The sequence below is a fragment of the Microcoleus sp. CAWBG27 genome (assembly GCF_020883145.1).
Taxonomy (GTDB): domain Bacteria; phylum Cyanobacteriota; class Cyanobacteriia; order Cyanobacteriales; family Microcoleaceae; genus Microcoleus.
The window spans coordinates 22,467-34,375 of the sequence record NZ_JAHREU010000076.1; the positions used below are offsets into that span (position 1 = coordinate 22,467).

The window sequence follows — 11,909 nt, forward strand, 5'->3', positions numbered from 1 at the left end:
AAAGAATTTCCCATCACCACCAATCTCAAATCAAAACTCCTAAATTGATATGACTCAAAACTACCGCATCACTCTTTTACCGGGAGACGGCATCGGCCCTGAAATTATCGCTGTAGCGGTAGATGTCCTGAAACTTGTCGGCAAACAATTGGACATCGGCTTTGAATTTCAAGAAGCATTAATGGGCGGCGCTGCTATTGACGCCACAGGCAATCCGCTACCGGAAGAAACTTTGGAAAAGTGCCGCAACAGCGATGCGATATTATTAGCAGCTATCGGCGGTTACAAGTGGGATAATTTGCCCCGCGAACAGCGTCCGGAAACTGGATTGTTAGGACTGCGCGCCGGATTGGGATTGTTTGCAAATTTGCGTCCTGCGACTATTTTACCGCAGTTGGTTGATGCTTCTTCTTTAAAAAAAGAAGTTGTCGAAGGTGTGGATATTATGGTGATCCGCGAACTGACTGGCGGCATTTATTTCGGCAAACCGAAAGGCATTTTTGAGACAGAAACCGGGGAAAAACGCGGTGTGAATACGATGGCTTACACCGAGTCAGAAATTGACCGCATCGGCCGCGTGGCTTTTGAGACCGCCCGGAAGCGCGGAAAAAGGCTGTGTTCGGTTGACAAGGCGAATGTTTTGGATGTTTCGCAACTGTGGCGCGATCGTATAATTGCCCTTTCTTCAGAATACCCCGATGTGGAACTTTCTCACCTTTATGTTGACAACGCAGCCATGCAGTTAATTCGCTGGCCGAAACAGTTCGATACAATTGTCACGGGTAACTTATTCGGCGACATTCTTTCGGATGCGGCGGCGATGCTAACTGGTAGCATTGGAATGTTGCCTTCTGCGAGTTTGGGTGCAAGCGGCCCGGGAGTTTTTGAACCAGTACACGGTTCCGCCCCGGATATCGCCGGACAAGATAAAGCTAATCCCATTGCTCAAGTTTTAAGCGCTGCAATGATGTTGCGCTACGCCTTAAATCAGCCCGAAGCTGCTGATAAAATTGAGCAAGCAGTTGTGGCAGTTTTGGATCGAGGTTATCGCACTGGTGATATCATGTCGGAAGGCATGAAACTGGTCGGTTGTCGGGCGATGGGCGAGGCTTTAATTGAAGTTTTGCAAGGTTAATCGAGAATTTCATAAACCCGCCCCCGCCCAACAAGCAATACAAAAGATTGTAGATACTGTCTTGACCTGTCAAGAGGTAGCAAGTAAATAATTGGGGTCGAAAGGCTTTTGGGACTTTAAAATACCAAAAGCCAAATGCACCAACTTCCGCATCAAAGCACCAATCACCTGCATTTTGACCTTGCCACGACCCAATAATCGGTCACTCATCGCCTTAAGTAACGGATTGTGACGCATCGCCACTACCGCAGGCAAATACAACGCCTTTCGCAGTCGGACATTGCCGGTACAAGACAAACGAGTTTTGCCTTTAACCTCCGTCGCTGAACTGCGCTCACAAGGTGTTAAACCCGCATAAGCCGCTAATTGACGGGCATTGTTGTAATCGGAAACATCACGAATTTCAGCTAACAATACGGATGCTGTTTGTTCACCAATTCCGGGAATTGAGGTCAAGAGGTCACGCTGTTGTTTTAAATGTGGATGTTGGTCAAAATGGTCACTAATCAGTTTTTTAATCAGTTTTTGTTGCTCTTTTAGGTACTCCAAATGTGCCAGGGTAAGACCAGCAACAGTTGGCGTAGCTGTTTCCAAACGGTTCTGCTCTTGAGTAGCCATTTCAATCACGGATTCCAGCCGTCGCAACAAAGCTTGTAATTCTTTGACTTCCGGTGCAGTTGGTGTCCACAAAGACGGTTTCATCGCCGCACAAAAACGAGCAATCAGTGCCGCATCTACGGAGTCAGTTTTAGTTCTCAGAAGTTCGCTTTTGGCAAATCCTTTAATACGAGCCGGATTGACGATACTAACCTGAAAGCCTGCCCCATAGAGGAATTCGGCTAAGGCTTCGACCTAATTGCTAGTAGCTTCCATACAAGCATGGAGTTCGACAACACTTTGTTGTTTGAGCCAGTTATGTAAACTCTCAAATCCTTGAATATTGTTAGTGAACTTTTTGGGTTTAGTTGCACGACTTTCTTTCAGTAATGAGACGTGAAAGTCTCTTTTACTGATGTCTATACCTAAGACTGTTGATGTCATTTTTAGCTCCCGATGTACTCCAATTTATGAAAGAACCGAGAGGCAATTGAATACTAACCTTGTGAATACAGCAATACTTCGGACAGTTTTGGAACGGGGACGCACAAGCGAGCAGAGACAAAAAGTCTCTGGGATTTTCACCGAAAATCCAAAAAAAAGGCACTTTTTACGTTAAGCTCAAAAAACACACGAACTTAAAAAAATGCCTGATGAATATTCTAGAATCTATTTTACAACAAATGTCAGGGATTAGTCAATCCCAAAAAAAGTTTATGGTGACCTTGTTTTCTACCATATTGCTTGTTTATGGCAAGGTGAACTTTACCAATCTGAGCCGTTACAGTTCATTGAATGAAAAAACTTATCGCCGTCATTTTTTGAAAGATTTTGACTTCGCAGAATTTAATAAATACTTTATCAATAAAGCCTTGGAATCTGGGCAAACTATTATTGCTGTAATCGATTGTTTATTTATTGAAAAAAGTGGCAAAAAAACTGAAGGGAAAGCTAGCTTTTATAATGGTGTAGCTGGCAGACCAGAAGAGGGATTAGAAATTTCTGTAATTTCTGTGGTCGAAGTCGAAACTCATTTGTCTTATAGTGTGAGCGTACAACAAATACCCAGGCGTCCTCCCACAGAACTACCCAAAAATCCCCTGACGGCTCAAACGAAAAAAAAGTCAAAAAAAACTACTAAAAAGAAAACTGCTCAAAGCTCAACGCCTGAGATAACAAGAGTTGACGAGTATGCTCAACATTTAAAAGAAACTCGTTTTTTATCGCCAAAATCTATACGTTATTTGGTGGCAGACGGTTATTATTGTCGCGCTAAATTCTGGGATGCTGTACGAGATTCAAATTTGAATTTGATTAGTAAATTACGGTCAGATGCTAACCTTAAAATACCTCTATACAGGTGAAAAAAATAAAATATGTGCTCCTCGCAAATATGATGGAAAAGTAGATTGTAACAATTTAAAAGATTTAACCTTTATCAAGAGAACTAAGCCAGGAGTTATAGCCTTTCTCTAAAAAGTGAGGTGTCCATTTTGCCAAGAAAAGCTTGATACTATAAGGGTTGCAGCATACCTCGGCATACCTCATCTTTCTGAGAAACGCTATAAGCTTTATTCATTAGTAGTATGGAGTGTTTCTTTAAAATGTAAAATACGTTTAGCTTGTCTTTCAGAAGTTCAACCCAATGGTAAAATCAAAAATATTTTATTATTCAGCACTGATATCGAGCTAACAGGTGAACAAATACTTGAGTATTATCAGGCTCGTTTTCAGATTGAGTTTATTTTTCGTGATGCCAAACAATTTACAGGCTTATCCTCTGGTCAATCTCGTAGTGGTCAATGTCTTGATTTTCATTTTAATGCCAGTCTAATTGCTCTGAATTTAGCCAAATATGAAGCTTATAATAGTCATTCATCGCCCGAGACATTCGTGTTTTCCATGACCTCTTATAAACGCCGTGAATTCAATAGGCATATACTTTACACCTTTATTGATAAGTTAGATTTAGACCGGAATTTATAGCGGTTATCAGAAAGATTCGCGGACGTTGTTGGGATGCGAGCCCTCTGAGTTTACTGGTTTTGCAAACTGTCTGTTATACCTCATCTTTTTGAGAAAGGCTATAATTTTAAATCACCCTAACCTTCCATCAGTCCTATCCTATGGTACTCTCGCGGCTTAAAAACTGTCCGAAGTATTGCCCTAGGTTAGATTGATTGTTCCTTTAGGTGGAGCCACTTTAACTACTGGATTCCCTGGACTCTTGCCGATATCATCCTATTATTCGGCGGGAATAAACTCCAGTGAAGTCGGAATTAATGGTCTGTGTCCCGCTCAGAGGTAAGTTACTTTTCTAGGCTCTATTTCACCGTTGGAACTCCCCATTAACGCCAGTGTCACCTCACATTAGATGTCTGGTTGCGTCCTGTTAAGAGCTTCACTCTCCAAGAATCGAGCTTGGTCGGTGTGGGCAGATAGGGAGTCATACCTGAGTCTGGCAGAAGGGACTTGCACCCTTATCAGACCGAGAGTTCAGCCTTGTGGCTGGAAACGTTATGTACGGACTGATTACCGTGATTCACGTTTCAACGAATCGCACTAGGATTCCTCTTGCTCTATTACCTTTATTCCGACCAATTCAGCTTTGTATTTCAACATTTCAATTAGCCGAGCATGAGGAATGCTGACAAAGTTTTGATTGTTTTTTTGCCTATATTAATCTCGTTTTGACCTTGTAAGTTTTTACCAATTACTAGCGTCATAATCTCTTGTGATGCCAGCAGATTGATAATCTGCCGACTCGTGTGGTGCAAGTAATTATCAACTTTTTGATGGCGGCAACGAGTCAGGCGTTGAATCCGTGATGAAGTTTGGCGGTTTCCTTTTAATTGAGATTGCAGTTGTGCCTTGCGCTTGTTGTAGAATTGATTAATTGATTTCAGTGGTCGCCCGTTAATCAGTAATGGGACAAATCCCGGCTGATTTGAAGTTAGCGCGACTAAGTTATTCAATCCTAAATCTATACTAGCTACTAATTCTTTCTGGTTTTCGACGGTGGACTCCGGCTGGGTACAGGCATTGTAAATTACCTCAATTACACAGGAATCACATTTTGGCACTAATCTAATTTGACAAATTTGCTCTGGTTTGACCCCGGTTTTAATTAAAATATTAGTACCGGACAGCTTGATAATTCCTTTCTTTAGTTGCTTGCTACTAATGGCTTGAATCGTATAAACTAGAATATTCCGACCCTTGACTTTATCTTTGTACTTTGGTAATTTCGGGCGGCCGCTGAATCTAGTGGGGTTATTTTTGTAAGCTTTGACTGCTTCAAAAAAGACTTCCAATTTTTGTCTAATATCATTAATATTTGTTGACTTACCTTGGCTGGTAATTCTTTTTATGCTTGATGAGATTTCATCAAACGGTTCATTTCGTTGTAATTGATATAACCCCATCCGTAGACAAAACTCTGACGGATAATATAGTTAGCAGCATTATACAAATTTTTGGATTTAAAGGCTAGTACATCTATTTCAATAAAACGGTGTTCGGTGGATTTAATGATATGCCTCTCTGCTAGTTGCATTTAGACTCTCCATTTTTTAACGCTCGCAATAATTCTCACTTGTTGACTTTCTGACTAGATGATACTACCATTGCTTACTCTTGCTTAGAAACTTAATGAAGTTTTATAACACTGAGCGAAAGCTAAGTCTAAACTTTACTAAGACATTGAATTTTCCACAATCATTAATAATGTTTAATAATTTTGACACGATCGAGCTACGACTGTTTGTAGGATCAATGATATTCTACATGACTTGTCCGGAACTGTGCAGGAGCCGTAGCTTGCGGGGCGGGACGCCATCGCCCTCACCCAACTGCCCCAATTTAGACCCCCGAGTTCCCTAAACAGTTGTCAAACCTTGCTTTATCTTCGTTTCGAGCCGGGGCGCCCTCACGCAGGCGGATTTTTCCACTGTGGCGGCGGGTGCAGCGAGCTCGCGTACAGCATTGTAGAATGCTCTGCGCCCCCGATCGACTTCCAGCTCCCAAATTCAATCGTGCAAGTAAATCTAAAAATCTCAAATCTCAAATCTCAAATTAAAATCGACTGACTGATGAAGCTCGTGGTTTCGAGGTTGTTTGCAGTTGCTTTTTTCGAGCAAAAGTGGTATAAGCACCATCAAGAGTGAACTCTCCCCTAGGATTGATTTTTAGCGGCTCGAACTGTAAATTAAAATTAGTCGATCGACTAGCCTTCGGTTCTTGAATCTAATCAGCAGAGAGAGTTGACTCCTCAAGCGTTAAGTGGCAATCTAGGAACAACACAACTCATAATTGTGTCATTTTTCAGCAAAGGTCTCGACTAGAGCCCTCAAACACTTACACTTTTAACACACCATTCATTGAGGAGTGTCTTATGAATAGTCTATTTTCCAAGTCTACTTTTGCGTTAATAAATCTTGCAGCTTTAGCAGTTTGTTGCAGTACCATGTCAGCGAAAGCTGAAACTGGCAACTTGCCCGATATCGCTACAACCGCAAATGCGACAGCTCAAAATATTGACCAAATTTCTGAGCCTGCGGCAACTTCAGCAGTGAAAGCTGATGCGGAAACAACAGCTAGCAATACAAAAATTGATTCTATCAGTTCGATCGAACTAACACCAGCAGCAGAGCCAGCAGCCTCCGCACCGGCAGCCAACTCGGAAGCATCTGCGACAGCACCAGCAGAATCCACAGCAGCAACATCACAAGTTGCTGTCCCAGCAACTGAGCAAAATACACCTACATCCATTGCTGCTGAAACCGAAAAATCCGCAGAAACAGCTAAAATTGCTGAGAATAGCGTTGAAACTCCGCAAAAATCCCAGATTGTTGCCGAAAAGATCGATCGACCTACCTCAATTATTGCCGATCGACCTAATTCGGAACTGACAGCATCAAAGGAAGAAAAAGAAGTCAAAACAACACAAGAAGTGTTGAGCAACCCTGTCAGCACTTCCGCCTCAGCCCTGACGAACCAACCGAAAGTTGCCCAGAAACCGGCAACAGCCTCAGACAAACCTCAGATATTGGCTCAACCGGGCGGTACAACCGTCAGACCGGGCAGAGCTACCCGTTCAGGGCCCAGCTACATTGGTATTGGCGGTAACATCGGTTTTGGCGGAGATTCAGCCCTAGGCGACACTTCTTTTGCGATTCTTAGCAAAATTGGTTTGACGAACAATTTCTCGGTGAGACCGAGTGTTTTGTTCCGCGACAATGTAACTGTTCTAGTTCCAGTCACCTACGATTTTGTATCTAAAGAGGCCGTCGAAGTCAGCGATGATTTTGTGATTACGGCTGCTCCTTATTTAGGTGCTGGCGTAGCATTTTCTACCGGCGATGACGGTAATTTTGGCTTCCTGATTTCGGGAGGTATAGATGTGCCACTGTCGAGCAATTTTACAGCCACAGCAGGACTGAATATTGGTTTTCTCGACGGAACTGACGTGGGATTGTTACTAGGTGTTGGCTATACGTTCCCGAATATTGCCAGATAGTTTTGCTGTTTGAGCAAACGCAGGACAATTAAATGAGCGCGGGGTTGGCTGTAGGAATACAGTCAACCTTTTTTGATGGTAGAAAATCTCAAGCAATCGAGGATATCGCAATTTAGAGGACACGGCAATATCGTTTGCCTACCATCGGAGGACATGGCAATTTGGAGGACACTTAGTTGTGTAAGAGATAAACTAGCCTTGTTCAACAGTTGACAGTTGACAGTTGACAGTTGACAGTTTGATAGCGAACTCTACCCTTAAGTCAGAGGATTGGAGTAATGAATAGTCGGATTTTAATTTCTCCCTCAAAGTGTTCCGGCTTTCAATCAATTCTTTCTGGTAAAAAGTAGAATCCTAGGTCGCAGGAAATTTTCAATAAAATCCTCAATCAGCAACAAGTGAGGATTTGATCGTTTAAAATCCCAACAACTATCCGTAAAGTCGATCGCCCTTACAAGAAAAAGCTATTGGGAGGACACGGAAATTCGGAGGATGAGGTAAAAATTGAAGTGCGATCGCCGAAATGGATTTTCCTGAAAGATATAATGATGGTTGGATCGTAGTTTTTCACCAAACACCCGAAAAAATCATGACCAAAACAGAAATCTTAGCAGCACTCAAAAATCTGACACCAGAAGAACGCCTAGAAATCATCGAAACAGCTTCGCGGATGATGCGTGAAGAAATAGAACAAAAAGCCCAGCGCAAAGCTGAGAGAAAGCTCAGACTCAGAGCCGCAGCAGAAGCAGCCGTCAAGGATTATATGCCGGGAGGTGCTTTACATGATTTGTGGTCGCCAGACAGCGAACCATATTTTGAATCCGAGGAAGAATACCTAAACGCTGGGATAAAAACTAATGCGTAGAGGCGAAATCTGGCTGGTTACACTTGAGCCTACTGTTGGCGCAGAAATCGGCAAAACCCGTCCCGCAGTTATTGTCAGCGATGAGACGGTGGGAATTTTACTGCTTGAAGTTATTGTCCCCATCACTGACTGGAAAGACCGATATGCAGAGAGAAATTGGATGGTTCGACTAGAACCAAGCGGCGAAAATGGCTTGATTAAAGTCTCAGCCGCCGACACTTTTCAAGTCCGTTCCGTTTCCCAACAAAGATTTGTCCGACAACTCGGAAGCCTTTCGGAGACATTTATGGAAGAAATTGCAGATGCACTCACAATTGTTTTGGATCTGGATTGAATAACTAGCCAACAGCACACAAATAGTGTTATTTATAGATAGATTGTCTGGCGCGATGGCCTAAATGATTCCGATACAACTTACACTCAAAAATTTTCTCAGCTATCGCGAAGCTGCTTTAGACTTTCGCGGCTTGCACACTGCTTGCATTTGCGGGCCTAACGGTGCTGGTAAATCTTCTCTCCTAGAGGCGATCGCCTGGTCGCTGTGGGGCAGTTGTCGCAGCGATACAGAAGACGATATCATCCATATCGGCGAAATTGATGTCCGAGTTGATTTCACTTTCTCCACGGGCGGCCAAATCTACCGGGTGATTCGCAACCGCCGGCGCGGACAATCGGGAAGTTTGGAATTTCAAGTTAGCTTGAATTCTGCTGCAACTCAGGATGGACTGAGTTTTCGGACTCTCACTGACAAGGGGCTGAGAAATACTCAGCAGAAAATTCTCGAACATATCAAGCTAGATTACGATACTTTTATTAACTCGGCCTATTTGCGGCAGGGGCGTGCTGATGAGTTTATGCTCAAAAAGCCGATCGAGCGCAAGCAAGTTTTAGCCAACCTCCTCAAGCTCGATCGATACGACACTTTATCCGAACAAGCCAAGGAAAAAGCCAGAGATTTTAAAGCCAAAGTCGAAGTCCTCAAACACGGCTTGCAGACAACCCAAGAGCAACTGCAACAAAGTCAAGCGATCGCATCCGAACAAATTCAATTGCAGCAAGCAACCGATTTGCTTCAACAGCAGCAGCAAGCCGATACAGCAAGTTTGCAGCAACTGCAACTCCAGCACCACAACCGCCAAACTTGGCAAAAACTCCTCGCCGGCCACCAGCAACAACACTACAATATCTCTCAAGAATGCCGCCGCTTGCAGCAAGAACTCGCAGCCGCCAAGCAGCAGCAACACGAGCTGCAAGCCCTGCTCGCCCAAGAAAATGAAATAACAGCAGGAATTGCCTATTTTCAGAGTTTACAAGCCACAGAAGAGACGCAGGCTGGAAAATTCAAAGCTCACCAACAAGCGCAAAATCAGCGCCAAAACTTGCAAGAACAGCAACGGCAAGAATTGAGCCTTTTGCAAAACAAAATTCAGCAGTTGCAAGCTCAATTAGATGTCTTAGAACAAGATGAAAAAGATGTTTTAGATGTTCTCAAGCAGCAGCCGGAGGTTGACAAAGGACTCGCACAGTTGCAAGCAGCCCGATCGCGCCTTAACGAACTAGAACAACTGCAATTGCAAGTTTCGCCGCTACTCCAACAGCAGCAGCAGGCACAAACTAAGCTCGATCGCGCCCATGCCGGTTTAACCGCCCGCTTAGCCGAAATCAACCGACAGGTGCAAGTTCAGCAAAAGCATCGACAGCCACAATTGCAGCAGGAAATCTCGGCCATCGCCCATCAAATTGTCCAGTTGGAAAACAAGCGAGTTTATCAGGAACGAGTCCGCGAAAAAGGCCAAGAAAGGCACAGCTTTCTAGAAAATCTGCAAGCTAAAAGCCGCGACTATCAAACCCGACTCGCCGAAATTGACCAAAAACTGCAACTGTTGCGGAAAAATGAAGCAGAAACCAGCGCGGGGGAAGGTAAAGCTGCCCAGTTTGCCGAAAGTCAGGAAGTTAATTCGCCTTTGATTGTGCGGGATGCAAATTTTGGGAATTGTCCTTTGTGCGATCGACCTTTAGACGAACACTACTGGAATTTGGTAGTCACCAAACACCACTCCCAACAGCAGGAAATCTGGAATCAACTGTGGGTTGTTCGCGAACAGTTAGCAGTTTCCGAGCGCGAAATTCAAGTCCTCAGACACGAATACCGCGAACTAGAACAGGAATTAGCACCTTACCAAGAATTGCGGGAACGCCGCAGCCATTTGCAAGCTCAATTGGATGGCCTGGGCCAAGATGAAACTCGACTGCAAAGTATGCGTCAAGATGCTGCCCAAATCGAGCGGTTGTTGCGTACTGGCGAGTATGGATCTGATGATTTGAGGGAACTTCAGCAAATTGAACAGCAACTGCAACAGCTCAATTATAGCGATCGCAGTCACTCCCTCGCCCGCAGCGATGAAAAGCGTTTGCGCTGGGCGGAAATTAAGCAAGCTCAAATCAAAGACGCTCAGCAGAAACTTAATAAAATTAACAGCCGCCGCCCGGATTTGCAGGCTCAATTAGCCGCCGTACAGCAACAGTTTGAACAGCAAAAAAATAGCTCGGAAATTCAGCAGCAAATTCTGTCTTTAAATAGATATATCGCGGAAGTTGGCTATAACTTGGAACAGCACGAACACGTCCGTAGCGAAATGCGTAAAACGCAATTTTGGATCGCCCGTGCTGAAAAATTGCGATCGGCAACTCAGCAATTCCCGCAAGTGCAGCAGCGGGTTAATGAAATCGCCAGTTCGATCGCCGTGCGCGATCGCGATTTGCAAGCTGTCACCGCTCAAACAGCCGCGATGAACCAGCAGTTGCAAGAACATCCCGATCCGACTACTCAAATAAGTGCGATCGAACAACAAATGAGCCGCCGCCGCCAGCAGCTAGACCAACATTTGGGAAATCTCGGACGCCTCCAACAACAGCAGCAAAATCTGGAAGCTTTGCAAGTTCACCTTGTCGCTCAAAAAGAGCAAATTCAGGTTGCTAAACGCCAATACAAAGTTTATCAAGAGTTGGGTCAAGCCTTTGGCAAGAACGGGATTCAAGCTTTAATGATTGAAAATGTTTTGCCTCAATTGGAAGCTGAAACTAATCAGATATTGTCGAGATTGAGCGCCAATCAGTTGCACGTACAATTTATTACTCAGCGGGCGGCGGCTTCTAAAAAAGCTACTAAATTGATTGACACTTTAGACATTCTCATTGCTGATGCTCGCGGTACTCGTCCCTATGAAACTTACTCGGGTGGCGAAGCTTTTCGGATTAACTTTGCGATTCGGCTGGCGCTGGCGAGATTGCTGTCTCAGCGGGCGGGTACGGCTTTGCAAATGTTGATTATTGATGAGGGGTTTGGGACTCAGGATGCGGAGGGGTGCGATCGCCTAATTGCTGCCATTAATGCGATCGCCTCTGACTTCGCCTGCATCCTCACCGTTACCCATATGCCGCACCTTAAAGAAGCTTTTCAAGCCAGGATTGAAGTAACCAAAACTGCTCAGGGTTCTAGCCTGGCCTTGTCAATCTAGATAGATTATTCGATTTTCGATTTTTGTTCGTAGTGCGGACTTCAGTCCGCTTTCCGGTGGCGGACTAAAGTCCGCACTACAAACCGTTTTTGTTCGTAGTGCGGACTTCAGTCCGCTTTCCGGTGGCGGACTAAAGTCCGCACTACAAACCGCACTACAAACCGTTTTTGTTCGTAGTGCGGACTTCAGTCCGCTTTCCGGTGGCGGACTAAAGTCCGCACTACAAACCGTTTTTGTTCGTAGTGCGGACTTCAGTCCGCTTTCCGGTGGCGGACT

8 protein-coding genes and 2 pseudogenes are annotated in these 11,909 nt (G+C 44.4%); 7 read left to right on the forward strand and 3 right to left on the reverse strand.

All coding sequences use genetic code 11. The features are described 5' to 3' along the window. The first annotated feature begins 49 nt into the window (after positions 1–49). Positions 50–1,135, forward strand: coding sequence for a 3-isopropylmalate dehydrogenase (leuB, locus tag QZ938_RS28375; protein ID WP_293156966.1), 1,086 nt, complete (start codon positions 50–52; stop codon positions 1,133–1,135). 69 nt (positions 1,136–1,204) lie between these two features. On the opposite strand, the pseudogene QZ938_RS28380 reads toward leuB, so the two are convergent. Then, positions 1,205–1,966, reverse strand: a pseudogene (locus QZ938_RS28380) (IS110 family transposase); the annotation flags it as partial. Between the two features lie 21 nt (positions 1,967–1,987). Next, entirely contained in the window at positions 1,988–2,176 is a 189-nt protein-coding gene (locus QZ938_RS28385; RefSeq protein ID WP_293156969.1) for a hypothetical protein, read from the reverse strand. A 209-nt stretch (positions 2,177–2,385) separates the two neighbouring features. Here QZ938_RS28385 and QZ938_RS28390 point away from each other — a divergent pair, with 209 nt between their 5' ends. Together QZ938_RS28390 and QZ938_RS28395 are read left to right on the forward strand one after the other, a co-directional pair. Continuing rightward, positions 2,386–3,096 carry a transposase gene (locus QZ938_RS28390; RefSeq protein ID WP_293355053.1) on the forward strand — a complete coding sequence of 237 codons (711 nt, stop codon included), beginning with the start codon at positions 2,386–2,388 and terminating at the stop codon, positions 3,094–3,096. 115 nt (positions 3,097–3,211) lie between these two features. Continuing rightward, positions 3,212–3,718, forward strand: coding sequence for a hypothetical protein (locus QZ938_RS28395; protein WP_293355056.1), 507 nt, complete (start codon positions 3,212–3,214; stop codon positions 3,716–3,718). A gap of 579 nt (positions 3,719–4,297) precedes the next feature. Here QZ938_RS28395 and QZ938_RS28400 read toward each other — a convergent pair. Beyond that, positions 4,298–5,288, reverse strand: a pseudogene (locus tag QZ938_RS28400) (RNA-guided endonuclease InsQ/TnpB family protein); the annotation flags it as partial. An 837-nt stretch (positions 5,289–6,125) separates the two neighbouring features. Here QZ938_RS28400 and QZ938_RS28405 point away from each other — a divergent pair. The 4 genes from QZ938_RS28405 to QZ938_RS28420 all read left to right on the forward strand — a co-directional run bounded on the left by QZ938_RS28405 (position 6,126) and on the right by QZ938_RS28420 (position 11,633). Further along, positions 6,126–7,250, forward strand: coding sequence for a hypothetical protein (locus QZ938_RS28405; RefSeq protein WP_293158192.1), 1,125 nt, complete (start codon positions 6,126–6,128; stop codon positions 7,248–7,250). 523 nt (positions 7,251–7,773) lie between these two features. Beyond that, positions 7,774–8,115 carry a hypothetical protein gene (locus tag QZ938_RS28410; RefSeq protein ID WP_293355059.1) on the forward strand — a complete coding sequence of 114 codons (342 nt, stop codon included), beginning with the start codon at positions 7,774–7,776 and terminating at the stop codon, positions 8,113–8,115. Beyond that, positions 8,108–8,449: a type II toxin-antitoxin system PemK/MazF family toxin gene (locus QZ938_RS28415; RefSeq protein WP_293158186.1), complete on the forward strand. Its 342-nt coding sequence runs from the start codon at positions 8,108–8,110 to the stop codon at positions 8,447–8,449. Before QZ938_RS28410 ends, QZ938_RS28415 begins: the two co-directional genes overlap by 8 nt. Before the next feature lie 64 nt (positions 8,450–8,513). Next, positions 8,514–11,633: an AAA family ATPase gene (locus QZ938_RS28420; RefSeq protein WP_293355062.1), complete on the forward strand. Its 3,120-nt coding sequence runs from the start codon at positions 8,514–8,516 to the stop codon at positions 11,631–11,633. Positions 11,634–11,909 lie beyond the last annotated feature (276 nt).

What these genes read in the sequence shown, in the direction of transcription:
- leuB (WP_293156966.1), top strand. Translation starts at nt 50, where the DNA reads ATGACTCAAAACTACCGCATCACTCTTTTACCGGGAGACGGCATCGGC.
- QZ938_RS28385 (WP_293156969.1), bottom strand. Translation starts at nt 2,176, where the DNA reads ATGACATCAACAGTCTTAGGTATAGACATCAGTAAAAGAGACTTTCAC.
- QZ938_RS28390 (WP_293355053.1), top strand. Translation starts at nt 2,386, where the DNA reads ATGAATATTCTAGAATCTATTTTACAACAAATGTCAGGGATTAGTCAA.
- QZ938_RS28405 (WP_293158192.1), top strand. Translation starts at nt 6,126, where the DNA reads ATGAATAGTCTATTTTCCAAGTCTACTTTTGCGTTAATAAATCTTGCA.
- QZ938_RS28410 (WP_293355059.1), top strand. Translation starts at nt 7,774, where the DNA reads ATGGATTTTCCTGAAAGATATAATGATGGTTGGATCGTAGTTTTTCAC.
- QZ938_RS28415 (WP_293158186.1), top strand. Translation starts at nt 8,108, where the DNA reads ATGCGTAGAGGCGAAATCTGGCTGGTTACACTTGAGCCTACTGTTGGC.
- QZ938_RS28420 (WP_293355062.1), top strand. Translation starts at nt 8,514, where the DNA reads ATGATTCCGATACAACTTACACTCAAAAATTTTCTCAGCTATCGCGAA.